We start from the raw sequence: 24,950 nt of genomic DNA, 5'->3' as shown, positions 1-24,950 counted from the left end.
GGCATTTGTCGAACATGCACCGTAGGTGCGTGATGAAACCGTTCGGAACAGCAAGCGGCTATTCGAAAGGGCGAGCGGATGTCGGAAGTAGCGGCGGCTGAGAGCGAGCGCCGGCCGGGACGTGCGAAGGAGTATTGATTGCTGGCGAATCCCGGCTCAGGCGCGCAGGACTGCAGATGATTGCGGTTGGATCTGCCGCGTGGCGGCACTGGTCAATATAGCAGCAAACCTTTCCCCGAGGAAGCATTTGCCTATCACTAATGCTGTGCTTTCGCCGCAATCGGCTGGTATGGACCGGGCTACGATGCGTCCATGCCGCTATCTGCGCGGAATGGAGTTCAGAGGCAGGGGACGAGAATGTTGAATCCGAAGGTGGTAGCAGACATGGTCAGGGAGATCGACATAGCCGACCCGATCGATTGGGGAATGCTCGATGTCGATGAAGAGCAGGCCATGGCGCTCATCACATCATCAGTGCTGGAACATTACGAGAGGGGTATCCTCCCCATTGAGCCGAAGCAGCGCGACTACGTCATTGTTTCCACGCTCACAAAGGTGGTGCTCAAGAACTTTGTGCTGAACCTGAAGCTCCTGCAGGCCGCAGCGCGAGGAACACGCAATGTTTGAGCCTCGCCCTTCCGCAGAGGAAGGGTGCCTAGCTCGACATGCGCGAATACGCACATAATTGTCCTTATTTTTTAGGCACAGATTTTCCTTCTGCCGTTTTGGTTGCAGCGGTTTTCTTTGCTGCCGTTTTTTTTGCAGCCGCCTCATTAGTGCTGGGCTTTTTGGCAGCGGCTGCCTTGGAAGCCACTTTTTTCGCAGCCGTTTTTTTGACTGCCGGCGCTTTGTGCTTTTTGGATTTCGGTGCAGGCGTCCCTTTTTTTATCGCGACTTCGAATATCGTCTTTCTATCAATGGATTCTGCATACATTTCTCTTGTCTGATCGCCATGCTTGCATCGCACAGTGTCAGCCATAAAATCTGGAAATTCATGTATCGCGTTACCCGAAAGATCCTCTGGTACATACACATTTCTTGGGGTGATAATCAATGGAAAAGATTCGCTTGTAATCTTCCGCATATCATCGAACTGCCCCTTCAAATCTTTAAGATCTGATAGAGGGGTCTTCCCCGACACATCCTTTTTGGCTTGAAGCCAAATTGTTTTGATAGAGGCAGCGCCATATTCATCGGTTACATGAAGCAAAATTGCTATGTCTGTTCCCGTGGGCTTTTCTTTTGCGACTGATGAGAATTCAACGTTGCCATACCTGATGGTCCACCCCCCCGATTTAATTTCGCCGCTACGATTGAAAATCGTACCGCAGAGCTTTCCTTCACTCGAGGTAACCACCTGATTCTTGGCATTATCACATGACTCAGCGAAAATCTTTTTAACCGCGTCAGCCACTTCGGGTGGTAGAGATGTCCATAAGTTGGGCGTAATTTTTGTGGGGTCTATTCCGACATGCTTGAGTACCGCGTCAGTGAGTACCTTATTTTCCAATGTGGTTTTTAATTTCTTTTTTACCTCAATATGTCCTTTCGCGTTCCTAATCAAATACGCGATACCCTCTTTAAAATTCTTTCCAAATTCTTTTATTCCGTTCCAAGTCCAATCTTCCGGTTTACTCGAAACCGTTGTGATTAAGATTTTGCCACTATTATCTTTCTGAATTATCGTTCGAACTTCCTTGCTTGGATCTTCGTGTTCCGGTTGCATCATCATTTTTAAGTATTTCTAAAGTAGAACCCTGTCCCGAGGGCTTTGGGAAGACGAGGCGAGAATAGATTGGAGACCTGCGCATGATCAAAATGCCCCTGATAGCGTCTATTTCTCGGACGTAATTTCGTGGGGATTGTGCACGATTTTCGAGTAATCCTACAAGCCAGTTGAAGGCTCAAATAAAAAAAGCCGAAGCCCTTACGGACTTCGGCATATCTTCAAGCAGCCAGCGCCATTTCTTCTGGTGCTGGGACTGCATCTTCATTTGTGACAGCGGCTTCAGTCGGCCCGGCGCCTTCCGGGGCTGTACCTACTTCAGCCACCTTCAGCACCTTCCTGCGCACACGCTGCTTCGGCACGGGCGCTTTGTATCCCAAGCGTTCCCAGACCGCCGTATCCATCCGGATCGGTGCGGTCATGCCAGTTTTCAGGTTGATGAACTGGCCCGAGTAGTTAAGGCCGCCTTCACGGAATAGCGTCCACAGCAGGTTGAAGGCTGCGGTCGCCATGGCCATGTTCACGACCAGGCTTTGCTTTTCGAGAGCTTCTGCGACCGAGCAGCTCGGTGCGTCGTCGGTTGCGTCCAGATCGGGATTTACCGCCTCGGGAAACAGGTCCGCCACTGACGGCAGACGATCGCAGCGTTTCATCGTGCTGGGCCCGCCGATTTCCCCGATGACGACTTGGCCGGAGTTCTGACCATTGCCGCAGTCGAGGTAATAGACATGCGCGTTGGCCACGCATCCCAGGATTGCCGCGCGCGCCTTCCGCGTGTCCACACAGCCGATGATGATGTCGGTGCGGATGCGGTCGGACTTGTTGATGCGTTGGGGATAGGCTTCCCATTGCGTTCCCCAGCACATATTGAGCCGGTTCACGAGCACGGTAGCCTTGTATTGGCCGACGTCGCTCGGGAAGAACCCTTGGCGGCCGATGTTGGCTTCGGAAACGGTGTCACCGTCATAGACGCAGACATCCAGACCACCGGGATGCCCAAGCGCGATCAACGCATGGTGCAGTTGCATGAGACGCGGCAGCAGGGCAGAGCCTGTTCCGCCGGCGCCGACCACGGTCACGTTGACACTACGCCGAAGCAAGTTTGGATCGATTTTGTGAATGACTTTCATGATTTCTCCTCAAGTTGGGTTGTTTCGAAAATGCCCTTGATGCACAGGCGCATGGCTACGCTTTGCTCTTGCCGGTCGCAGTTGCCCACGACATAGGCCAGCTTCACGCTCCATGCGTCGTCCGCATCGTCTGTTTTGGAAAAGCAGGCGCCGAAACGCGCGTGCGAATGGCAGTCAATGATCAGATGGTCACCGGCTTCCATTGGCGGAGGCTGGTAGCGCAGATGCGCACCACTGGATTCAAGGGTGATTACGGGAGACAGGCGGTAGCCGGTTTTTTCATTCCAGATGATGCAGCCGCCGATTTCCCGGTGTGACTGCGCACGCGCCATGTCGTTGAACTGCCGCAGCAGATGCTTCGGTATTCCTTCGATCTTCCATTCCGTCGTCGACTGCTGCTCCCCGTAGGGAAGCGGCGTGGCGATGGACGAGGAAACGCGACGGATAAACCGGGCCCAGACGCGGTTCACCTCAAGGAACACGCCGTTGGATGCGATCAACAAGCGCTCGCCGAAAGTCTCGGCCGCTTGAAGCTTTCCATAGCGCGGCACCATCATGGAGGGCATCGACGCCTGCATTGCCACGTCTCGCTTATCCACGTGCGCCTCCTCGTGCCGCAACCGCGTCCAGAAGATTTTTGACGGTCTTCTTCTGCGGCACGAGCAGATCGGTTGGAAATTCGTCGTAGGCGCCGTCGAGCATCTCTTTCCAGAACGCGTATTCGCCGCGTTCATGCGCGACCTTGCGCACCGAGCCGTTGACATGGGTGAACTCGGAATCGAAGAACGCCGATTCCCACAGCGGGAGAGTCCCCGGCTGCAGTTTGTCGGGGATGTTCGCCGATCCGATGCAGATGCTGCCGGTGTCGTACACATTGAAATACGGGGCATGAAACAGCTCCGTTTCCAGCGTGGGGCGCTTGTTTTCCGCGAGAGCGAAAACGTACCAGGCGTTGCCTGACACGATGAACGCCAGTGGCGGATGCGGCACGATCGCCGCGCGCTGGCCCAGTTCCTTGCAGCGGAAAAAGACGCGTGATTTGCCAGCAGGCCGCCACCAGAACAGGTGCTTGGGCGAGAACCCTAGCAGGCGCTCGGGCAGCAGGTCGGTACAGACCAGGTATTCCTCGGCCATGGTACCGAGCGCATGAACCAGCGCGTCCTTCGTGATCGGCAAGCCCGGCATGATCTGCACGTTCGGCCGTGCCGCGGTGCCAACATCAGCAACATCATGAACTGTCGCGAGCACCGTGGTGGCTGACTGCGCGTAGTTGGCTTTGGTTTCGTAAAGCAGGATTGCGCGGGTGAGGGTCGCATCAACGGCGCCGTCTTCCAAGTCGAATTGCATGGCAGTCTCCTTCAGTGTGGTTGGGAAATAAGTTTGAGAAGCGCGTCGAAGCGCCGCAGAACGACCAGGGCGATATCGAGCTTGGTGAAGAATGTGTTCAGGGCTTCGCGGTCGGCAGGCAACTCGCGCAGTCCCATCAGGTCAGTGTTGTCGCCGGCTTGGTAAGCCATCTCGATTTCGTCGTCGAGGATCTGCCAGGTGAACTCGTGGTCCTGGAAAACCAGCGTCGAGCCTTGATGAACAGGCCAGCCGCCATGGATATCCGTCATGTCAGGCAGACTTGCTTCGACGGCATCGGCGGCATCGATGCTCTCCCGCAGGCGGGCCGCAGCGTCGATTACCTTGCATGCATAGGCGTTTCCGGTCGCATAGGCGCGAGACAGGATCTCCTCATCGCTTAGCGCATCCTCAGCCATGCTGTTCGTTCGGCGCAGATAATCCATTCCGAATACCCGCCGCGCATTTTCCGGGTAGTAGTCCTTCTCGATCGCGTCTTCAAAACGCTCCTTCAGCGATTCGAGGGCCTGCTCGACGCCCTCGGGCGTTTCGAGCTCGCTTTCGTCGCACTCGTACCAGTTATGGCAAAAGTGGCAGAAGAACTCTTCCGGGGTGCGCACCGGTACCGTTGGCGCTTGGGCGGCGTAAACGGTCTTCCAGATGACGCTGAACAAGCCGGCGTGACACGTTTCAAGCAGTTCCGCGGCTTCATCGATCAGGTAGGGATGCTCTTCACCCGTTTGTCCGATGCACAGCACGGGGCGGGTGTACTCCAGTTTGCAGTCGGCGTCCTGCAGCGTGTCCACAAAAAGGTTCGCTTGTCCGGGCGACCGGATGCCGAACGTTAAATGGAGGCGCTCCAGTCTGCCGATGCGCTTCTCAATCCATGCTGCTAAACCCTGCTTCAGAACGTCGCGGGGCGTTTCGGCGCTGTCGCTGATCGTTTCCGGGTCGATGACGCCCAGTTCAACAAGCGCCTTGGCCATCGGATCGGCGTCCTGAAACGCCGGCTCGATCAAAACGGTACGAACGGGAATGTCGATGTGCAGCGAGGGAAGTTGAAAGCCGAGTTGGCCTGATGGCCGATCGGCGATAGCTGTTTGCATGATGCACTCCTGTGGATGGTTTCCGCGTAGCGGGTACATAAACCAAGGAGCGGGGTGGGCTGTCTCATGCTCGCAAACATGAGACAACCCCCGAAGGGGTTGTGGTAAGTCAGCAAGCGCCTAGAAGCAGGGCGGCAGCATGCTTGATCGGATTTGCAGGGGCCGCTGCCTCTTGATCGGCTTGGCGGCCAGGCGTTGGATGACGCTGGCGATCTGCTTCATTTCGCCGTTGTCGTACACCACCATCGTGACGTTTCTGCCGGCGAAGGTCTTGGCCGGCAACTTGCCGTCCAAAACTGCCATCAGCTTTTCCCTTTCCATTTGCTATCCCTTGGTGCCGACGTTGCGCACGAAGGTATAGGCTTCCTTGTCGCCGACGATTTTCGGGCCGTCGATGACTGCGGTAAGCAGATCGGGATACTGGTTTGCGTAAACTTCCTTGACCTCTTCCGGCGTGAACTCCTGGCCAGGGTCGGGCAGGTCCACGCCGTTGAAAGAAAAGGTGCGGTTGAGTTGCATCACTTCGATTGCCATGATTGTCTCCTTTAGAGCAGAGCGCCGAGATCAAAGCCGGCTTGTTCGTTTGAGGTGGGTTCGGACGATGCGGGCAGCGTGACGGTTGCGGAACCGGATGCCGCGCCATTGGAAGCGTCTGCATCGTCGTCCGAAGATGTATCGTCGTCGCCATGGTCATCATCCGTGGCGTTGGCCGGAAGCGGGACATCGATGTCCGGCTTGCTGCTTGCGCCTTTCACAGACTTAGCGGCCGGGCGCGTTGCCTTCTTGGCCTGGTCCTTCTCTGCTGCCTTGAGGATCGTCGACGTTGCCTCGACCTGTTCCGCGAGCGATTTGCGGCTGGCTCGGAAGCTGGCCACGGCGCCCACGAAGCCGGCATCGAGTTCCTCGGGTGTGGCGATGAGGGGCAGGGTGCGCGACAGGGCGGCTTCGACGCCTTTGCCGGCGGCTGCAGCGGGCGGGCAGACGAAGACTTTCATCTTGTCGCCATCCGCCTTCAGGATCAGTTTGAGCTCGCCGCAGTCGCCGAGCAGTTCTTTGAGTGCTGAAAACATTGTGAAGGTCTCCGATTGGTGCCGCTGTGCGGCGTTGAGAAACATCGGAGCGTCGGGGAACAGCTCGCCTATGCCGGTGGCATGGGTGAACCATGATGATCGCGGTAAAAAGCCGCCCCCCTGTTGCCAGGGGAGCGTCAACGTCAGTACTGCATGACTTTCGGGATGACGGCGGAATAGTTGAAGCCTTCCACCGCAAGCAGCGCCTTGATCAGATCATCCTTCTTCTCGCTGAACAACTTGTTGAACTTGTCGCCAGCGGCCTTATCGAGGCCGACCTCGGTAGCCAGCACCTTGATCTCCGACTTCGTCAGAATATCGAGAAGCTCCTTGTCGAGCTTCCAGTGCTTGGTGAGGTCGAGCTGGTGGAACGTCGCCAGCTGCTTGAGCTTGTGCAGCTCCAGCGCTTCCATTGCCGTTGCCGCCAGCATGGTCAGCAGGCCCTGTTGCACCTGCGCTTCCTGCTCCTGCACCGACTTGACCTGTTCGCCAAGGTCATACTTCGTCGCATCGGTCTTCGTCATCTTGCCGAAGACCGTTTTCAGCTTGGTGTCGCTAATATTACGCGCGCAGCCATTCATGCACAGCGCGATCAGGTATTGCCGCGACAGAACGGGTTCGTTGGCGATCTCTTTCGTCATGGCCACACGCCACACGTTCTCGCGATAGGCCTTCACGCGGTCCGTTTCCGAAACCGAAGTGACTGCCTTTTCAGCCGGCTTTGCGCTGGCTGTTGCGGGCGTTGCCGTGGTTGCACCCTGCGCGGCGGGTTGAGCGCCGGCCTGGGCGATTGCCTGTTGCGCCTTGGTGGCCGCTTCGGCTTCCTGCTCGCCCTTGATGCGCGTGGCAATCTTCTTGCTGTTGCAGGCGGTGTCGAAGCACTGGCTATGGAACACCTGCGACTCCGAACCCGGCAACGCGGACACCGCGGCGCCGAAGTTGGCACAGGCGCGGCAGGCTTGCGCCTGTTCCTCGCCGACGCCCTTGTTACCCGCTGCTTCCAGCTTCGTGCGCGTTTCGTTGTCGCCAACGCGCACGATGCGGATCGTCGGGTAGTCATCTTTCAGGCCTTCCGCGACCTGATTGATTTTGGCCTCGGTCTTCTCGCCGTAGCATTCCTTGTTCGTGCAGTGGCCCCCGGAGATCGCCTCCGAAAACATCGTGCCCTGAACGCTGGAATTGTGCGGGCATCCGGCGCAATCGGTTTTGTCGAACACGGCTGCATCGAGCTTGCAGGCAGCCTTGTCGATTTCCGCCTTCAGGATCTGCACGCTGATGTTGTGCTGCAGGATCTTCGGCAGCAGGATGTCCTGCTTGGGCTTGGCAAGGGCGGCAAGCAGCTCGGCATGACCCAACTTCAGCTTGCGCTCGTTCAGGGCGGTACGCACCGCGTCCGAGCACTGCAGCAGCGCCAGGCGGCTGTTGAGGACAGGCAGCGACCATTTCAGTAGCCGTGCGGCTTCCTCGCGGTCGCCTTTGAGCCGTCCGAGGATCTTGGCGGCCTGAGCGGCTTCCTCGATCGGGGACATGCCTTCGCGCTGGAGGTTTTCCATGAGCGCGAACAGATCGGCCTGTTCGTCGGTCATCTGGCGGATCAGCGCCGGGACCTGATATTCCGGTCCATGCGCTTCGAGAGCGGCACGGTAGCGGCGCTCGCCGGCAACGATCTGGTAGTGGTCTTCGACCGGACGCACCAGGATCGACTGCAGGATGCCGTTTTCGCGGATGTCTTCGACGAAATCTGCCTGCGCCTTGGCGTCGAAGTAGGTGCGCGGGTTGTGGCCCGGCTTGACGCGCAGCGACGACAGGGGAAGGAAGGTTGCTTGCTCAGCTTGCTGCGCTTGCTTGGGCTGTTCGGATTGAGCGGATACCGGCCGTTCGAGGATTGCTTCGGTCATTTCTTTTCTCCAAAGAAAAAAGCACCCGTTGGGTGCTTGTCTGTTGTGGCTTGCGTAGGTGCGTCAAAGACGCATGGGAAAAACGACTTCGGAAGCAGGCGAGTGCTCACAGAGTCGATCCACAGATTTCGGAGGAGAAAATTCGTGACGCTGCCGCGTAGCGGCAAAAGCAATATACCGCAAAAAATTACGATGCGGAACTCTTTTGTGTGGACGGTGGCGCCAGCGGCCGCAGGGATTTCCCCGCGGCGCTGTGCCTTGATATTGCGGTTGGTTCAGTCGCAGCCACCTCTACCGCTGGCCGCGGCATTTTGCGAAGCACCACGCATGCTGGTGCCGCCTGCCTAGCAGGGGATACACCTCGAAGAACGTACGGTAGTCTGTGGTGCCATCCGTGCTGAGGAAGGCATAGCGGACATTTCCATCCACTTCGCGGGACACCCCTTTTCCCTGCAACAGGATATCGTCGTCGCTGCCGACGGCGCATTCGTAGCTGAGCGCAATCGGCGTGGCGTACACGGACCCGTCCGTGACACGGGCGCTATCCACCAACGAGCGGATACGCCGGATGTAAGCTTCGGCGGTACAGTCCCGCGCCAGCGGGCGCATGCTTTCGGTTTCGCATGCCACCGCGTAGTAGCAAGCCTGTTCGAGAATGTCTTCGAGCGTGCCGAGCATCTTGACGCTCCACCGGCGCGCGCGGCGTGCGCCGTGGCCGGGGCCCTCGTATTCGTTGCTGTCGCCGCATTCGATGCAGACAAAGAAGCGGTCCATGTTGTCGGCGAGATCCTTGCCGGGAATGCGTACCGCCAGATAGCGGTATTCGATGTGATGGCTCATGTTGAAATTCCTCAGATGAGTTCTGCTTGCTGATAGGCGTAGGTGCAGGACGCGCCGCGCGCCTCGCCGGCAGTGTCGACGTCGCTTGCGAGAAACGTCACCGGGGATAGCGCGAGGTAGTTGCCGCCAGTCTCCCGGGCGCAGTTGCTGCGCCAGGTCTCGAGGTCGGCGAAGGCCTTCACGGTATCGAGCGGGACGGTCACGATGCCGGCGTCGTCGAGCGGATAGGTGGCGAAAAAGCTGTCGAGGTTATGCACGCGACTGCCTTCCTCGGTGTGGCGCCAGCTCTTTGCACGCTCGGCAGCGAGGTTGACGGCGATGCGGGCGAACGCCTCGACGCCGTGGCGCTGCCGCAGATCTTCGGGACTGGTGGGTACGACTGCGCGCCAGGTCCGCAGGTAATACTCGGGCGTGACGCGTTCCCCGTTCAGAAGCAGCCTGCCGCGCACGGTCAGCGCTGCGCGGTAGCTGCACATGGTTCCGACGGCGCACTCGCCGCTGTTGAAGGGATAGGACGTTGGCTCCTGGCCGATGACGCACAGGCCGGCGCCAGCGTCGCGCACGATCACCATGTGGCGATGGCGGTGGTAGGAACCCGGAATCACGACGACGATACGGGCGACCTCGTTGATGGGATGGGTAGTGTCTTGCATGGTCGGCTCCTGTTTCGCGGAAAGCCAACCCTGTCGGGAAGGACTTCCCGACATGGAAAATGGTAGGTGTGGCGGCTCGGGCGGTGAGTTAGAGCGCCCGGTCTTCGCGGGCTGGCTTGCGCATGGCGCGCAGGCATTTGTCGTGGCCGTACAGCCGCGAGCAGTGATATCCGGTCCAGCCTTCTTCGCGGGAGAAGTAGCGTTCTTCGGCCTGGAAATACAGGGCTTGCACCGGACGGCAGCAGACTTCGCACACGCCATAGCGTGCCATCGGATTCTGCGGCCCGATGCGGTAGCGGTATGCGCCAAAGGGCGGTTCGGCTTCTTCAAGCAGGCCCAAGTGGCCGATTTCTGAGAGGTCCATGATTTTTCCTTGCGGATACAGCGTAGGCTGCACCGCATCGTGTGGTCAATGAAGCCGCGGAGCGGCGTTGTAAATCGGGACCGTGGTAGGGCTTTCGCATGGCTTGCATGCAGAAGCGTTGCGAGATCGCTGGCTTGCTTGTGTTCGCCGTAAAGCGCCCGGAATGCGGGAGACGCCGCCAACCAGAGGGTCGGCGGCGTATCGGCTTTTAGATGGACGACTTCCAGCGATACAGAATGCTGGTAGCGTTCCGCACCTCGATAGACTCCGGCGCCGCGTAGCGGTTGCCTTCGTACCGGCGCGGGAAGATGAACGCGAGCGCACTGAGCACGACCACATCGGCCGCATCCGGTTCGCTCTCGCATTCCACCGTTACATGGCACAACTGTGCATGGCCGTATCCCGTCCGGTGAGACGGGCGGGTGACGATTGTGGCGAGGCTTCGTCCGTGACGCTTGACCGTTGCCTGTTCCAGTTCGTATTTCGGCGTATAGAACAGCAGCGAGCGCACTGCCTCGACGCTGATTTCCGAGACGCGGTTTGTGGTGAAGTCCAGCAGGTACAGCGTTGCCTGCGGTGCATCGTCCTCCGGGAACAGCCGATCGAGCGCATCGCTGATTTCGTCCGCGCTGTTTGGAAAGTCCAGCGGGTGAAGATGGGTCGCATTGTTCGTGACGATCCAGATCAGGTTCGTCGCGCCGGCCCACTTGGCAAGGAAACGGGAATCCTCGATATAGAAGTCCTGCTTCGCATCGCGCCGCATCGGGTGTGCTTCGATGATCGCGGCCATCTGTGTGCGGATGCTGTCCGCGCCGCTGTGCGCCAGTCCGAGAATCATGTCAGCGCAAAGCGACTTCGCTTCGATCGGATTGATCTTCGGGCTGTCGACTTCGGCTTTCCAGTGCCCGTTGCCACCGGCAATGCGGCCGATCGGTGTGCCGTTGGCGCGCAAGGCGAATTCGCCTTGGCTGATGTTTTCGATGTCGTAGGAATAGATGCTGGTCATGGAGGGCTCCTGTCTTTGCCGCGTAGCGGGGTTGAGAAAGGAGTCGGGCTGCAAGCCTTGCCGATCCCCGGCGGGGGATCAGAAAAGCAGGATGGTTTCGTTCAGGCCAGCGCCCAGATGCCGCGCGCCTCGGACACGTACTCACCGGAAGAATTGAGCACCTGCCGCACCTTATCTTTCCAGCTCGGGTTTGCCTTCAGCCGCTCGGGGCAACCGTTGGCCACTGCCGCGTAAATGGATTTCAGGTCGGCCTTGCCGCCCAGCGTCATGACGACATTGCGAATGATCGCGCGCCATGTGCCGCGCAGCCGCTGCGACTGCTCCCGCGCCAGCGTCGCCAGCAGCAGAAACGTGCTCTTCTGCCTGCGGCACCACACGAGGATGTATTCGTGCGTGATGAAAGGATATTTCATCGTGCCGTAAGCTTTGCGGGACGAGCTCGTGTTGTGCTGCTGCTTGATCAGCACGCTGACAAGTTCGTCTGCCGGCATGCGGGCAATGCACTCGGCCTGGTAAGAAGAATATTTCCCGTCGCGCCGCCAGTCGCCGATGATCACCGCATAGTGGCCGCCGGGCCGTGTCGCCTCGCGTTGGTTCAACAGCGCGATCTGCATCTTCTCGTTGAAATCAGCGTCGTCGATGCAATGCGACAGGTCGTCGGGGTGCGCGATATCGCCCCACATGCCACCGGGACCGGAATACTTGATCTGGCCACCGTACGGCGGGTGCGAGCACACCACGTCGGCATGCTTGCCCACTGCGGCCAGAATCGAGTCGCGCAGGATGTTGAATCCCGCATGAAGGTCGAGGCCCACCGCGTCGATACCCATTTCACGGGCGGCTTCGATGCTCGAGCCAGAACCCATCATCGGATCGACGAACAGGCGCGGCTTCAGTTGCCGGAAGAGGTCCTGATACACGTGCCCGGACATATTGCCTCTCCAGCTCGCGCTACCCCACGGACCGCGCTGCGGATACGAAAGAATGCTCATGGTTGTTCTCCAGTGAATTGCCGCATTGCGGCGGTTGCAAAGGAGGTGCTGTGAAGGCTTTTTGATGCTGGTGCTGGCATCAAAAAGCCCCCTGCATACTGCAGGGTGGCTAAAACATCAATGATCAGGCTGCCGCGGGAGCGGAGGCCTGGCCGTTAAGGATCTCGGCCTTGATGAACGCAAGCGCGCTTTCCTTGCCGCTTGCGGACAGTTCGGTCAGGTTTTCCAGTACGGCGCCGAGCAGCTTGACGTCGCGCGAGTAGCCTTGGCCGAACTTGATGCGAGCGTACTTCTTGAAGTCTTCTTCGCTCACGCCAAGGCTGTTGATCAAAACGCTGATGCCCATGATCGACGCGAGGCCGACCACGTTTCGTTTCGCCATCGCGTTCATGATGCCGATGGCTTGCGTGACGGTCTCGGGGTTCTTATCCCACGACGCGCCCAGCTTCAAATCGAAATAGCTGAAAGCCACTTCGTCTTCGACACCCGCGCTGGCAACCAGGTCCGACAGGTTCGACAGCATGCCGTCGATATCCATGGACTGCGCTTCGCCTTCGCCATGCTCCTGTGCAGCTGCATCCACACCGGCCTCGCCGACGACAACTTCGCCATCGGCATTACCCGTCTCCGGCATCGCGGCCGCTGGCGGCAGCATTGCCGCATCCGGCATGGCCTTCGGTGCAGCGAGCCATGCTACCGGCGCTGTATGCGAAAGCTGCGGAATGCTCGCATCCTGCAAGAGCGTACCCAGGTCGATATCGGCCTGCAGCTTCGGCACCCACTGCTCGCCGGTTTTCTTCTTGCCGTCTTCATCAAAGTAGGTCCGCGTTTCGCGCACCTTGGTGATGTAGAAAATTGGCTTGCCCGGCTTGTTCGGGTTCGTGCGCGGAATGCCGCCGAACACCTTGTGGATGCGTTCCAGGTCCGCGTAGATCGCTTCGGCTGCAATCTCCGAAGTGGTCTCCATCACCAGCGGCACCGTTGTCGGAATGCCCGGGATGTAGAACTGCAGCTTGCCACGGAACTTGCACTGCCCCTGCAGATATTCCGGGCAGGTGTACGGATCGCACAGCCCGCGAATAACCTTCTCGCGGCGCGGCGCGCGCTTGATGCGGCGCATCTTCTGGTCTTCGATCATCTGCCGCGTGACTTCCGGCAGATAGCGGCAGTACCGCTGGCCGTCGTCGCCGTAATGCGACTCGTAGCCGGGTTCGCCACCGTAGCGGCGAAATTCGTTCGGATAGATTTCGCCCAGATCGTCGGAGTGAAACACCACCGGGAAGCGGTACAGCCTTTTCACCGGATCGTTGTCGCGCGGTTCGCCATACTTCTCGACGATGATTGCTGCCAGTTCCGGCATGCCGAAGTCGGATGCCGCCACGCTGAAGTACGGCGTGTTGCGCGGGTACATCGGGTTTTTCATACCCGTGACTTCCGTAATCTGCTTTTCGATGTCCGAAAACTTCGTTTGTGCCGCCACGCCCCTGTCGTAGATCGCGACAGCGCGCTTGTCTTCCATCGCCTTGCGGGTCAGGACTTTGATGCCGGGGCGGATCTTGCCGCCGGCTTTCTGCTGGCCGCCTTGAGCGGTACGTTGCGACAGAATGGACATTTTCATGGTCATGATGATTTTCCCTGTACGGCGTTCGCCGTGTAGGTGGTAGAGGCGGGCAACATGCCTGCCAATCGTCTTTGCCCTGTTCAGGGCGCAAGAAGACCATGTGCCGGGAGGGCACCGTTCTGGCATGACCAGAACGCTGCCGTCGGACCGGTTGTGGGAAAGGGAAGGAGCGCGCTACGCGCTCCCTTCAGATGGATTGCCGGTCTACGCGGCCAGGCCAAGGCTTTGCTGGTGCAGCGCGTCTCGCTCGGCTTTAAGCGCATCGTGCTGTTCGCTCTCGCTGGCTGCCGGGCCGTCGACATCGAAATGGTGCAGTCGCATGCCGGGGGTGGACTTGATCAGGTCTGCAATGAAGCGGGCATTGTCGTTGACGAGACTGTTGTTGAACTGCCGTACCCGCTCCCGGAATTCTGGCGGGTAGTGAAACCCCTTTCTGAGGACGATCAGCGAGACCATGGCGCCTCCGTGGTGGTCGAATCAATCGCGCGACCCCAGTGACGAGGCGGCGCTTGGGCCGGGTGGCTTTCCTGTGCGCTCGGCACAAGAAAACCCCGTAGGGTTTCCTGATTCGCTGGAGCGAATCGGCAGGATCAGAAGTTCTCCACCAAATCGAGAATCTTGTCCTTGCGTTGCAAACCTGCGCCGAACCACGCGCTGGTCAGGCGGTTGTCGTTGTTGGCCGCCTTCGCATGGAAGTCGGTGAACTCGGTAACCGCGTTGAGCAGGCCCCAACCGGTGCCGGCTACGCCTTCGATCAGCGAACCCTTGCCGCCGCCATTGAACAAATCCATGACGGACTTGAAGCCGCGGGAGCTGCGCACGCCTTTGACGCCGCCGGTGACGCCTTCGTCTTCGAACAGGTTTTCGATGATTTCGGCTGCCATGTCGCCGGACAGGGAAACTTCTGCCAGCGCGCGCATGCGGTTGAGGAAGTTGTCGTAGACCGCCTTCGCGTTCAGGCCGAGCCCGGCCTTGACTGCGTCGGCATTGAATTCCACGCTATGACGGACCTTGATCTGGCCGGCGTTGTCGCCATCCATGTACAGGGCCATTTGCAGCGTGTTGTTGCAGACCACGCGCACCGAGGTGAAACGCACGATGGTGCACAGCTTCTGGTCGCAGCTCGTGACGAGCAGCAGGTAGGTTTTGATGGTGTCGCCATCGACCACTTCGCCATCGAGGTTTGTGCGGGCCAGCGCCCAGATGCGGCGGCCGCCCTTCAACGTTCCAGCGGTTTCGATCGTATAGCCCTGGTCGGCCACGAGGTCGCGGAAGAACTCGAGCACGTCGGCGGGTTGCACGATGTTGTAGCCGTTGGCGACGATATGCAGCGGCGCCAGCGTGTCGCTGCGGTACAGCACTTCCTGTTTGTCCCAGGTATGCATCTGCGCATTGCCGAAGAAGTTGACCGGCGAGCGCATGATGCGCCAGTTCAGGCCAGCGGCGATCTGCCATTCTTCGATGGTTGCGTGCTCGGTGAGTTGCTGGCCGAGTCCGTGCCAGGGCACAGCGCCGACATAAGCCATTTCCGCAAAGCCGTTGGCGCGCAGGGTGAGTTCGTGAGCCATGATGATTTCCTTTTCGAGATTGATGTTCGTTTGTCGGCCGCGTTACAGCAGCCGGATGAATGTCGGGACTTCCTTGCCGCTTGAGAGCTTGGAAGCGGCGAATTCCCGTTTGACGGTTTCTTCGAATGCGACCTTGGCGAAGTCCAGGTCAAGTGCGACCTCGGCATCGTCGCGGCGCTCGGTGATCGGAGTGACGTGCTTGCTGCGGTCCTGCACGCCGATGATGTGGATGGCGTAGCGGCTGTGCTGGCCGAATGAGCGTTCGCTCACCAGGCAGACCTCGCGGTTGCCGACAATCGATCGCGCCATTGCGACGGTCACGAAGTCGTTTTCCGTCGGCGCGGTCTGGAACTGCACGACGCTGATTGGACGGCGCTCTTCCAGAAGCGGCGATCCGGCAACATCGAGGGCAGCGTGGTGGTCCGGAGCGGGGAGCGCCGGGACATCCTGGTACGGGACATCCTCGCAGCCGGGATCGGGTGCCCATGGCGGCATGCTCGATGCGCCACAGTCGAAATTCCCCAGCGGTTGCATGTCGATGAAGTCGCAACGGGCGTCGATAAAAGTGTGATCGGGAACGGCGAAGTTGCCTCCGCGCGCCTGGGGGCGCGGTTTGTTGTTGTTACGCATGGTTTTCTTTCAGTGTGAGAGTTTGCGGTTGACCGAAGTGGGCGTGCACACGGCGCGAATCAGGCGCAGCAGGACACCGCGGCGCTTTTCGCGCTGCTGGGTGTCGACGCAGAAGTCGACCAAATTGTGCTGATCGTCGGTGATGAACAGTCCGAACACGAATGGCACGCCTGACTTCGCCGGGATCGTCTGGAATTGATAGATCCGGCATTGCGCGACCGTGAACAATTCGCGGTGCGCGGCGAAGCAGCGCTCGATGAACTTCGGGTAATGAAACATTCCCAAAGCGGCGGTCAGGTCCGTGCGTTGCAGCTCGCCTTCGAGGTAGCCTGCGCCGAGCGTATCGGTCAGGCATAGCGTCGGTCGGACGAACTTCGTGATTTGCTGCGGCGTATCGGTGTCTTCGATACGGATGGACTTCAGGGATTTTTCAAATGCCCTGTGGCCCACGGAAGGACAGGGCAACAGCACGGTTTGAGGGTGCGGCATACGTTCTCCTTTTGCCGGGGACCGGCGAACAAAGAAGACGAGCCAGGAACTGGCTTTCTTGATGCGCATGCATCAGGAAAGCGGGAGAGATGCTTTTGATGCGCAGGCAAGACCTGCGTCGGATGGTGAACCTGCCGCGGAGCGGCACTACGGTAAAACCTTGATGCGTTCGGGTAAAAAGTTGCTTTTTTTACCCGCGTGAGCGGATTCTATCCCGTTTTTCGCGGAAAATCCGTTGCGCAACGAAATTTTATTGTTACGTTATCCCGATCCATTTTCTCGCGACGGGAAATCATGAACTCAAGCCAGCAGCAGCCGATCATCGATTCCGCGCTCGACGCGCACCTCACCATCGTCAATGCCGGCGCCGGCACGGGTAAGACCCACACGCTCGAACAAAAGGCGCAGCGCCACGGCGACTTGAACATCCTCTATCTGGTCTACAACACGTCGATGGCAGCGGAGACTGCACAACGATTTCCGCCGAACGTCACCTGCATGACCTTCCACAAGATGGCCTACGCCCGATTCGGTGCGCGCTACTGGAAGAAGCTCACCGACGCGTTGCGGGTAACCGATGTCATGCGCGTACTTGGCCTGGACGATGATTTCCGTTTGGGTCGGGATGTGGTCGACTGCCTGATGGCCTACTGCGCATCCGATTTGATCGACTTCCCGGTGCGCGCCATTGCGCCCGACCGCACTGTGGCTGGCGACGAGCCATATCTTAAGCGGGTTGCGGTCCTGGCGCGGGATCTGTGGTCGAAAATGTGCAATCCGCGCTCGATGGACGTGGGCATGGTGCACGACGGCTACCTGAAACTCTTCCATCTGAGTCGCCCGAAACTGCCCTATGGGCTGATTCTGTTGGATGAAGGGCAGGACATCAATCCGGTGATGCTGGCCATCGTGCTGGCGCAGGATTGTCCGATTTATCTCGTGGGTGACCCGAATCAATCGATCTACCGCTTCCGTGCGTGTGTGAACGCGTTGGCCATCCCGGCAGACCGCAGCTTTGATCTATCGGACAGTTTTCGCTTCGGCCCGCGCGTGGCCGATATCGCCAATAGCATTCTCGCCGGGTGCAAGGGCGCGAGCCGTGCAGTTGTAGGCGCTGGCTTCGATACCGAAGTCGGCCGGTTCCAGGGCCCGCGCTATGTCCTGTGCCGGACCAAGGCCGGCGTGTTCCGGCGCGCGGTGCAGGCGGTCGAGAACAATCAGCCGGTCGCCTTTGTCGGCGGCAGTCGGCGCTATCCATTCGCCAGGATGCTCGATGCCTACTACCTGCGTTGCAGCGAGGATGACCGCGTGCGCGATGCTTTCTTGCGCGGCTTTCGCACCTGGGGCCAGTTCGAGCAGTACGCCGAAGACACCTCGGACGCGGATGCGCGCCTCATGGTGCGTACCGTAGGTGAGTATGGCGACCGTCTGCCACGCCTCATCGACGCGCTATCGCGCCTTGAGAGAGCAGCGGGCAGTCAGGAGGCGGCGCTGACGCTGACCACGGCGCATCAATCCAAGGGGATGACGCTGCCCCGTGTGGAGCTGGATAACGATTTCCTCGATCTGACGGACGAAGATGGCCGCATCGAGCCGCAGTCACTCGACGAGCAGGAAGTTAATTTGCTGTACGTGTCCGTCACCCGACCAGTGATGAATTTGGAGATCAATACGCAGTTGCGCGAGTTCCTTGCCGCGGTAACCTGAATGTATGAAACCCAATGACTTGACCCCCGAATTCGTGCTGGTGCCGGAGCTTGGCGTGACCGAGCCGTGGCAGGCGCTGTACCTGCTGCCGCATCAGTACACCGACCTTTCCCGCCTTGTTACGGATTTTGCCGAACTAGAGGGGCGTGGCGGCACGGCACTTGTGCGTGGCCGCGTGGTGAGCGTGCAAGGCCTGACACGCGACCGCAAGCCAACGGGCAGCCCGTTCCCGCAGATCATTTCGATGGTGCTGTCCGACGGCACCTACGAATTGCCGTGCGAGTCGTTCAGTATCTCCGACTGGAAGCGCGTCGAGCCGGGCGACGTGCTTACGATTCACTGCAAGGTGCGCTATTTCCCCGACTCCGGCCTGTCGTTGTCCGATCCGGTGCGCGAAACCTGCCGTGCCGAGCCAAGGGCGGATTATAAGGGCGTATCCGGAAAGGTCGCCGGCGAGCGCGTGATGATGGCTGCGCAGTCAGCGGCCATGGATACGCAAGCGGTGAGAGGAGCAGCGCAATGGCTGGCGCAGGAGCATCCGCAGCTTGACGCGATGGTGCAGCGACATTGGGGAGACACGAAAGACCTGTTCCTGGCGATCCATGCGCCGGCCGACATGAGCCAGGCGCGTGCGGCACTGGATATTGCGCGCCGTCTGTGCGTCTACGAGGTGCGGCTGGCCAGCCGAATGAACCGGCAGGAGACAGCGGTCATTGACGCGCAGCCCGGTCTGCGCCGGGCGGTATGGGATGCGGCGCAGTCGCAGCCCGAGCAATTGAGCCCTGGACAGCTCGCGGCCCTGAAACTGGCTGTTCCGGCGCTGTCCGGCACGAAGCCTGAATGGGTGCTGATCAATGGCGACGTCGGTTCGGGAAAAACACTGCCGTTCCTATGCATCGTCGCTGGTTTCGCCAAGCTGGGCATGCGTAGTGCCATCATGGCGCCGCGTGGCGCAGTCGCCCGCCAGATCTACGGCAACGTCACCCGCCGCTTCCCGGGCCTGTCCTGCCGCTATCTGGGCGAAGGTATCGTCGAGGGTCCGGAGGACGCGCTGGTATGGATTGGCACCACCGCACTGCTGCATGCGAAGGACCGGCCGGAAATGGCCCTGGTCGTAGTCGATGAGCAGCACAAGTTCTCCAAGAGCCAGCGCCTGCAGATGCTCTCTGCCCATACCCATCTTCTTGAAGCGACGGCAACGCCAATCCCGCAGACAATGGCCTCGGCGCTCTACGGCGATTGTGTGCTCGCCAATATCCCGACCCCGCCGGTGTCGCGGCAGATACGCTCGCATCTGCTGGACGCGAGCAAGCGCAGCATCGTGGTCGACCTGATGCGTGCCGCGCTTGCCGCCGGAAAGAAGGTCCTGCTGGTCTATGCGTCGGTGAATCAGGCCAAGCCGAAACCGGAAGCTGCGAGCGATGTATCGGCCACCGAAAACGTCGCGCCGAAGAAGGGCGGCAAGGGAAAGAAGGATAAGGGCAAGCCGAAAGTCAAGGCGGAAGACGCGCGCGCCGTGACGGTTGCCTACGCTGAAGTGCAGCAGCATTTCCCCGGCAAGGTCGCGCTCGTGCACGGCCAGATGCGCGCCGAAGAAGCGGCGGCGCAGTTGCAGTCATTTCATGAAGGCGCAATGCCGATCCTGATGTCGACCACGGCAGTCGAGGTCGGTGTGGATACACCGGGCGTGCGACTGGTCGTTGTCAACGATCCTGATCGGCTATCGATGTTCCAGCTTCACCAGATCCGCGGACGGGGAGCACGCGATGGCGGTCATTGCGACTTCGTCATGTACACCAAGAAGGCGCTTAACAAGAAGCAGTTGCAGCGCCTGACGATCGTTAAGAACATCAACAATGGATTCAAGCTGGCCGAAGAAGATTTGAAGCTGCGCGGCTTCGGTGAAGTCGCGGGCGAGTTGCAGACAGGCGTGACGGAAACGACGTTCAAGCTGACCCAGCTGACCCCGCAAGACTTTGTGAGGCAGCGATGACTGCCTTGCGCGCGCGGTTAAGCGGAGACAAGCCGGCGAGGCTGCCGGCGATCAGTACCAAGGCAACCACCGAGGCGACGTTGGACTCCTGCGAACGGGAGAGCATGCAGGCGTATTTCGGCTCGAAATACCCGCCCGCAGCCATCAGGCCAAGAACAACGCCAGCTATGAGTGCAACTTCAAGGAACAGAATCATGCCGGACAATTTGCGGGTTTGCATTGCGACCTCGTTCATCGACAGGGAATGCAATATGGTCGCGCCCGTAGCGCAATTCGCCAGGTTCAATGCTTGCGGATTTTCGTCGCCATTCGAGGAGGTCGATTCGTGCGGAAAACTATGACCAAACAAAATGAGGGGCAAGCAAGCGACGCATCCGCGAACGATGTGCCAAAACGGGCGTTAAGTCGCACGCAGGTGCGCACAATGCTAAAAAGCATGCTCGAGAAGTTCGGAACGCATCCGGTCGGACTCGATCAATTTTCGGAAATTTTCGAGCGGCTTCATCCCGGCAATAAAATGGCACGGCATTTCTACGGTCGATTTCGTGAGGTACAAGCCGAGGAGCGCGCTACGCCTGGGCGCGGGTTGGATGCGGTAGTGCCTTCCAAAAGGCGGCACGGCATCATGAACGTGCTTGCCGAGGCCGTACGTGCGCGCTACGGAACTTGCCCCTGTACGCGAAATGAATTCGATCTCGTTGCAAAGAAGGTTATTCCTAATCTGGATGCGAAAAAGCTCTCCAGGCTGTATGGCAGATATCGTGAAATTTCGGCAGAAGAGTGGGGTGTCGTCTGGACGAAGCAACGTCTCACGTTCCTGTCGGCCCGACTTAAGCCGGAGACGTTGGAAATGGCACAGGCTCTTCGCGAGGCCACGGGCCTGTCGCTTAACCGGATTGTTGACGTGCTCATGGTTAGATTCGCGACAGACTTGTTAAGCGGCAGAGCCGATGTCGTCGAGATGATTGTTAGTGCGGGGACGCATGGTGTACATAGCGCTTCCCGCGCCGCGCAGATCCTTCGGAAAATCAATTTCACGACCGACCCGCGCCTAACCGATCTTGAAAACGTAGTCGACCGCAGAAAGCAAAGCGTCAAGCGGTCTGCAGCGGCGCTTGCACAGATCACACAAGGACGGAAAGAAGACGAGTAACAGGTGTCGAGTGCGGTACGTTGCGATTATTCCTACGGCTTTCAGTACAGGATTTCCAAAGATTGCGGGATCGCGTTCGGCACAATCCTAGATGCTCGCCCGACTCGGCTCAGGCCAGCCGAAATGCTGGCACTTCATTTTTGAAATTGCACTGAGGACCATGATGAACAAATTCCGCGAACCGCTGCTGCGCCTGCTTTATCGGATGGACAATCAAGTTGCGCTTCGCCTGGCCATATGCATTCTGCCGGGAGTCGTCGCCATGCAGGTGGCTCGCAAGCTCGCAGCACCTGAAAGCGTCATTATCGCGGCGTCCATAATGCTGCTTGCCGGCGCCTGCATTTACGTGCAATGGCCGCGGATGCGCGGGCAGGTGGTGGCGCGGGAAGAAGCCACGCTCCAGCCAGGTGCGGTGTCGATATCCGAGCATGTCGACGCGGCTGAAGATGGCATGCCCGAGCTTATAACGTTGTACGGTGAGCCGGCGCTTGCCGCTCAAGCCGCCATGATCGAAGCGCAGACGAATGCGCGGTTGACGTGGAATGAGGCCGTTGCGCAGGCCGTACGTCGTAAACGCGTGCTCGACAGCCTCGCTAAACCCCGGTCTGGAAATTAGCTGCTGCCCACCACAGCGCAAGCCCGAGAAATCCCATGAAGGCAGCTACCGGCACCGGAGTGAGCGCGAATGGGATCAGCGGGATATAGACAAGCAAGCCGATCACCATGACCGCAGTGTGCGTGGAGACGTTGAAGACAAGCGGATTCGACGCCTGAAACTGATATCGCTTTCGCGCACGCACGCAGATGCCGTCCACCAGTGCTGGCAAGCATACCGCTGTGATTGCCGCGACATAGACATAGGCGAGCGCGTGCAACCGCCATAGGTACTTGTAGATTAATCCCCATACGCTTCTCATCCAGTCGCTTGCCATGGCGCTAAGGTTGCTCACCAGCTGGGTGCGCCCGGTATAGTCGCCGCTGCCCTGAAAGAAGCCGGTGCTGACTTGCATTGCGCCGGTATCGATGAACCACCGCTTAAACTGATCCTGCGTTTTTTCCGAGACCGCATCGATTTGCACGCCGGCGCGCTGCACCATCTCGATTTCGGCGGGGTCGATGTCCGGGCTCACATGAAAGAGCGGCAGGAAGATGAGCGTGAGCAGCGGCAGGAACAGCGTCCAGAACACCAGTTGCGATGTGTGCGAGTTCTTGATGCCCGCCGGATGGATAGCCATTATGCGGTCCCGCAGAGTTCATCGAAGATCGTGTCGCTGGCGATCGCGTCCAGCAAGGCATGTGGCACTGTCTGCAGGATGATCGCGCAGATCGCCATGCGTCGGGAAAGCCAGCGCGGGCAGCGCATCACATGCACCGTGGCGTTCGGATGCTTCTGCAGGAACGCAGTCGCCGATTCCTCCAGCGGCATCCACCGCACCGTGCCATTCTCGATATCTGCGCAGATCTCTTGCGAGAACACCTGTTCCGCCGTGCCAATGAGCGCTCGGGTATAAGCGTCACACGCGGCCGTGCTGTCGGTCTGCCGGCAGCAACGCTCGTATTCCGAGATCGCACCGATCAACGCCGTTTGCATCAGCGGATGGCCGTCACCGTCCTGCGGATACAGACTGATGTACTCTGCCATGCGGCACGAAATCTGCTGCAGCAGCGGATGGGTACGCCAGATGCGCAGCAGTTGCGGCAGCAGGTGAGCATCGCGCGCGAGGTCGCGCAGCAGGCGTTTTTCATGGGTCATTGGCTTCATGCCGCCTCCTCACTAAGTACCGGCAAGCGGCCCTTGTAGAGCGTACTTCCTGCCAGGAATGCGAAATACTGTAGCGCCGGCAGGCGCGTCAGCAGGTCCGGTGCAACAAACGGAATTTCGGTTTCGGACATAGAGCGCGACGTCGATCCGCTGAATTCGAGGAAGGCCGCGCTGGAGCCCGAGCCGGTCGACTGCGATGTGCTGACGTTGCGTGCGCTAGTCTTGCCGAAGCTCTCGGCGATCCACTTCGCCATTTCCGGATCTTTGACGCGAAGGCAGATGACATTGTTCAGGTTGCCTAAGGCCTGCTTTGTTCGCGCGGCCGCGCCAAAAACTGCGTCGAAGTCGGCAATGGTCTGCGTGGCGATGAATGCTTTGATGCCGGCGCCGCCGCCCTTGTTGAGAATCTGGATCGCCTGTTCGTTCATCACCTCGGCGGCTTCGTCGACGATGAGGTAGATGTCCTTCTTCTCGCGGAAGTTATAGATCGCGCCGGCCACCGACGCGAAGTCGGCCAGAAAGATCGAGCCGATCGCGCTGCCTATCGTCTTGTTCGAAAGTGAATCCAGCCCCACATACAGCACCGCGTCCTCTTCGATGATCTTCGTTGTGTCATAGATTGGGCGGGTGTCAGACAGGTCCAGCGGATCCGGGGAGAGCATTTTGCCCAATTCGTCGGAGCCGAGCATCTCAAGGATCGGCTCGAGCACCTGAATCATCTTGGAGTAATGCTCTTTGGAGTGGTTGTGCATCGCCACCAGCGAGCTGATCGTCTCATCCTGGATTCCAAGGTGCTGGAATTTGGCGATCATCATGTTTAAGCGGTCTTCAGCAGGGTTGGCGGGCGCCGCGCCTTTCTTTCCCGCCGGCTTGGCAGCCTGCTGATAGTTTTGCAGATCGTTTTCCCACTTCGCACCCTCCCGCGCATACAGCGCCTTGCGCACCAACCGCTCGAGCATTTCCTCGATGCCCTGCTGTACATACTCCTTCGCGGACTTAATCGTCGGGCGCTCGCCGTCTGCCATGATGCCGCGCATGACGCGAAACAGCGTCTTCCATGCAAATGCGGCGAAAGTGCCTTCGGCATCGATCAGCTGGCCAATGCGAGTTGCAGGTTCGGATAGTGTGTTCCAGTTCGCCAGGGGATTGATACGGATGGACTTCTCGGGATGCGCCGGATGGAAGTAGAGGAAGCGCCTACCGGCGCGCTTGCACTCCAGTCGCACCCGGTTTTCCCAATCCCGGTCGCCTTTCGGGTCGAGGATGATAAGGACGTTGCCGCGGTGAACGATTTGGGTCGTGAGCAGTTCGTATAAACGGGTCTTGCCGGCCCGGGTGGTGCCGACCACAAGGGTATGGCCGGGCAAGGCGGCGATCGGCAGACGTAGCTCCTGCTCTTCCGGTTCCAGACCATGGATCCAGCGCACGCCGATCATGTTGTCGTCGAATTCCTCCTTCAACGCCTTCGCATTTTTCGGGATGATGCGCGCCTTGACTGCATTGGGCATCCATTTCGGAAGCGTCGGCAGCTCGCCCGGATCGCGCCACATTATCGTGCGCGCCGTCTCTGCATGCTGCTGCGTCCAGCGAAAGCCGCGTCCTAGAAAAAAGGCCTGCTTGTCGGCTGGCGGCGCTTCGTAATGGCGCCGAGCAATTTGGATCATGTCCCGGCTGGGCAGGACCTCGACCGGGTATGAGGAAATCGATGCGCGGAAGCGGTATAGCTCCATGGCTTCCTTGGCGCGCAGCGCGGCCATGCCAAGTGACCCGACGGCAAACAGGGGCCAGAAAGGTGGATTCGTTGCCGCCAGGCCGATACAGGACAGCGCCCATCCGGCGCACGCCGGGGTCTCGAAAGCCGGGCGGAACAGGTCGTTATAGGTGCGGGGCATGGCGCT

At 59.3% G+C, this 24,950-nt stretch carries 28 protein-coding genes; 5 read left to right on the top strand and 23 right to left on the bottom strand.

The genetic code is table 11. The features are described from left to right. Window positions 1-357: 357 nt before the first annotated feature. Window positions 358-627 (top strand): hypothetical protein, encoded by a 270-nt coding sequence (locus JJB74_RS15630; protein WP_200593082.1) that lies wholly within the window; start codon window positions 358-360, stop codon window positions 625-627. A gap of 64 nt (window positions 628-691) precedes the next feature. On the opposite strand, the gene JJB74_RS15625 is transcribed toward JJB74_RS15630, so the two are convergent. From JJB74_RS15625 to JJB74_RS15535, 19 genes are all read right to left on the bottom strand, one after another. Beyond that, a complete protein-coding gene (locus tag JJB74_RS15625; protein WP_200593079.1) occupies window positions 692-1,732 on the bottom strand; it encodes a hypothetical protein in 1,041 nt (346 codons plus the stop codon). A 215-nt stretch (window positions 1,733-1,947) separates the two neighbouring features. Further along, the gene (locus tag JJB74_RS15620; RefSeq protein ID WP_200593077.1) at window positions 1,948-2,856 is read right to left on the bottom strand and encodes a PRTRC system ThiF family protein; all 909 of its coding nucleotides are present in this window, start codon (window positions 2,854-2,856) and stop codon (window positions 1,948-1,950) included. Further along, the gene (locus JJB74_RS15615) at window positions 2,853-3,455 is read right to left on the bottom strand and encodes a PRTRC system protein A (protein ID WP_200593074.1); all 603 of its coding nucleotides are present in this window, start codon (window positions 3,453-3,455) and stop codon (window positions 2,853-2,855) included. Before JJB74_RS15615 ends, JJB74_RS15620 begins: the two co-directional genes overlap by 4 nt. Continuing rightward, the gene (locus tag JJB74_RS15610) at window positions 3,448-4,203 is read right to left on the bottom strand and encodes a PRTRC system protein B (RefSeq protein WP_200593071.1); all 756 of its coding nucleotides are present in this window, start codon (window positions 4,201-4,203) and stop codon (window positions 3,448-3,450) included. The genes JJB74_RS15615 and JJB74_RS15610 overlap by 8 nt, the downstream gene beginning before the upstream one ends. Window positions 4,204-4,214: 11 nt before the next feature. Further along, on the bottom strand, window positions 4,215-5,306 hold the full coding sequence (locus JJB74_RS15605; RefSeq protein WP_200593068.1) for a PRTRC system protein F: 1,092 nt from the start codon (window positions 5,304-5,306) through the stop codon (window positions 4,215-4,217). A 120-nt stretch (window positions 5,307-5,426) separates the two neighbouring features. Then, window positions 5,427-5,609, bottom strand: a complete 183-nt coding sequence (locus JJB74_RS15600) for a hypothetical protein (RefSeq protein ID WP_200593065.1) — start codon at window positions 5,607-5,609, stop codon at window positions 5,427-5,429. A gap of 21 nt (window positions 5,610-5,630) precedes the next feature. Further along, window positions 5,631-5,840: a PRTRC system protein C gene (locus tag JJB74_RS15595; RefSeq protein ID WP_200593062.1), complete on the bottom strand. Its 210-nt coding sequence runs from the start codon at window positions 5,838-5,840 to the stop codon at window positions 5,631-5,633. Window positions 5,841-5,851: 11 nt separating this feature from the next. Then, the gene (locus JJB74_RS15590) at window positions 5,852-6,517 is read right to left on the bottom strand and encodes a PRTRC system protein E (RefSeq protein WP_200593059.1); all 666 of its coding nucleotides are present in this window, start codon (window positions 6,515-6,517) and stop codon (window positions 5,852-5,854) included. 2 nt (window positions 6,518-6,519) lie between these two features. Beyond that, window positions 6,520-8,274, bottom strand: coding sequence for a PRTRC system ParB family protein (locus JJB74_RS15585; RefSeq protein ID WP_200593056.1), 1,755 nt, complete (start codon window positions 8,272-8,274; stop codon window positions 6,520-6,522). Between the two features lie 291 nt (window positions 8,275-8,565). Next, window positions 8,566-9,114 carry a hypothetical protein gene (locus tag JJB74_RS15580; RefSeq protein WP_200593054.1) on the bottom strand — a complete coding sequence of 183 codons (549 nt, stop codon included), beginning with the start codon at window positions 9,112-9,114 and terminating at the stop codon, window positions 8,566-8,568. An 11-nt stretch (window positions 9,115-9,125) separates the two neighbouring features. Further along, entirely contained in the window at window positions 9,126-9,767 is a 642-nt protein-coding gene (locus JJB74_RS15575) for a hypothetical protein (protein WP_200593051.1), read from the bottom strand. An 88-nt stretch (window positions 9,768-9,855) separates the two neighbouring features. Then, entirely contained in the window at window positions 9,856-10,131 is a 276-nt protein-coding gene (locus tag JJB74_RS15570; protein WP_200593048.1) for a hypothetical protein, read from the bottom strand. Window positions 10,132-10,339: 208 nt separating this feature from the next. Further along, window positions 10,340-11,137 carry a hypothetical protein gene (locus tag JJB74_RS15565; protein WP_200593046.1) on the bottom strand — a complete coding sequence of 266 codons (798 nt, stop codon included), beginning with the start codon at window positions 11,135-11,137 and terminating at the stop codon, window positions 10,340-10,342. Window positions 11,138-11,238: 101 nt separating this feature from the next. Next, window positions 11,239-12,129: a TRM11 family methyltransferase gene (locus tag JJB74_RS15560; protein ID WP_200593044.1), complete on the bottom strand. Its 891-nt coding sequence runs from the start codon at window positions 12,127-12,129 to the stop codon at window positions 11,239-11,241. Between the two features lie 124 nt (window positions 12,130-12,253). Then, window positions 12,254-13,753, bottom strand: a complete 1,500-nt coding sequence (locus JJB74_RS15555; protein ID WP_200593042.1) for a recombination directionality factor — start codon at window positions 13,751-13,753, stop codon at window positions 12,254-12,256. A gap of 201 nt (window positions 13,754-13,954) precedes the next feature. Continuing rightward, a complete protein-coding gene (locus JJB74_RS15550) occupies window positions 13,955-14,206 on the bottom strand; it encodes a hypothetical protein (protein ID WP_200593040.1) in 252 nt (83 codons plus the stop codon). A gap of 134 nt (window positions 14,207-14,340) precedes the next feature. After that, the gene (locus JJB74_RS15545) at window positions 14,341-15,318 is read right to left on the bottom strand and encodes a DUF932 domain-containing protein (RefSeq protein ID WP_234484208.1); all 978 of its coding nucleotides are present in this window, start codon (window positions 15,316-15,318) and stop codon (window positions 14,341-14,343) included. A 42-nt stretch (window positions 15,319-15,360) separates the two neighbouring features. Then, window positions 15,361-15,948 carry a hypothetical protein gene (locus tag JJB74_RS15540; protein WP_200593038.1) on the bottom strand — a complete coding sequence of 196 codons (588 nt, stop codon included), beginning with the start codon at window positions 15,946-15,948 and terminating at the stop codon, window positions 15,361-15,363. A gap of 9 nt (window positions 15,949-15,957) precedes the next feature. Then, on the bottom strand, window positions 15,958-16,506 hold the full coding sequence (locus tag JJB74_RS15535) for a hypothetical protein (protein WP_200593036.1): 549 nt from the start codon (window positions 16,504-16,506) through the stop codon (window positions 15,958-15,960). 129 nt (window positions 16,507-16,635) lie between these two features. Between JJB74_RS15535 and JJB74_RS15530 the strand changes: the two genes are divergently transcribed. Together JJB74_RS15530 and JJB74_RS15525 are read left to right on the top strand one after the other, a co-directional pair. Next, window positions 16,636-18,144, top strand: coding sequence for an AAA family ATPase (locus JJB74_RS15530; RefSeq protein ID WP_200593034.1), 1,509 nt, complete (start codon window positions 16,636-16,638; stop codon window positions 18,142-18,144). A 4-nt stretch (window positions 18,145-18,148) separates the two neighbouring features. Continuing rightward, window positions 18,149-20,137 (top strand): helicase-related protein, encoded by a 1,989-nt coding sequence (locus JJB74_RS15525; RefSeq protein ID WP_200593032.1) that lies wholly within the window; start codon window positions 18,149-18,151, stop codon window positions 20,135-20,137. On the opposite strand, the gene JJB74_RS15520 is transcribed toward JJB74_RS15525, so the two are convergent. Further along, the gene (locus JJB74_RS15520) at window positions 20,091-20,357 is read right to left on the bottom strand and encodes a hypothetical protein (protein ID WP_200593030.1); all 267 of its coding nucleotides are present in this window, start codon (window positions 20,355-20,357) and stop codon (window positions 20,091-20,093) included. The two genes, JJB74_RS15525 and JJB74_RS15520, sit on opposite strands and share 47 nt — an antisense overlap. 117 nt (window positions 20,358-20,474) lie before the next feature. On the opposite strand from JJB74_RS15520, the gene JJB74_RS15515 reads away from it, so the two are divergent. After that, the gene (locus JJB74_RS15515) at window positions 20,475-21,290 is read left to right on the top strand and encodes a hypothetical protein (protein WP_200593028.1); all 816 of its coding nucleotides are present in this window, start codon (window positions 20,475-20,477) and stop codon (window positions 21,288-21,290) included. A gap of 91 nt (window positions 21,291-21,381) precedes the next feature. Further along, complete coding sequence (locus JJB74_RS15510; protein WP_200593026.1) at window positions 21,382-21,906, top strand: hypothetical protein; 525 nt, start codon at window positions 21,382-21,384, stop codon at window positions 21,904-21,906. On the opposite strand, the gene JJB74_RS15505 is transcribed toward JJB74_RS15510, so the two are convergent. The 3 genes from JJB74_RS15505 to traD are packed head-to-tail and all read right to left on the bottom strand — an operon-like array spanning window position 21,884 to window position 24,944. Then, window positions 21,884-22,525 (bottom strand): DUF4400 domain-containing protein, encoded by a 642-nt coding sequence (locus JJB74_RS15505; protein WP_200593024.1) that lies wholly within the window; start codon window positions 22,523-22,525, stop codon window positions 21,884-21,886. The two genes, JJB74_RS15510 and JJB74_RS15505, sit on opposite strands and share 23 nt — an antisense overlap. Next, window positions 22,525-23,052, bottom strand: a complete 528-nt coding sequence (locus tag JJB74_RS15500) for a hypothetical protein (protein WP_200593022.1) — start codon at window positions 23,050-23,052, stop codon at window positions 22,525-22,527. Before JJB74_RS15500 ends, JJB74_RS15505 begins: the two co-directional genes overlap by 1 nt. Further along, complete coding sequence (traD, locus tag JJB74_RS15495) at window positions 23,049-24,944, bottom strand: conjugative transfer system coupling protein TraD (protein WP_200593020.1); 1,896 nt, start codon at window positions 24,942-24,944, stop codon at window positions 23,049-23,051. The genes JJB74_RS15500 and traD overlap by 4 nt, the downstream gene beginning before the upstream one ends. Between the last annotated feature and the right edge of the window lie 6 nt (window positions 24,945-24,950).

It is taken from the genome of Noviherbaspirillum pedocola (assembly GCF_016632335.1).
Lineage (GTDB): Bacteria > Pseudomonadota > Gammaproteobacteria > Burkholderiales > Burkholderiaceae_D > Noviherbaspirillum_A > Noviherbaspirillum_A pedocola.
This window is presented reverse-complemented; position numbering and strand designations above follow the sequence as displayed.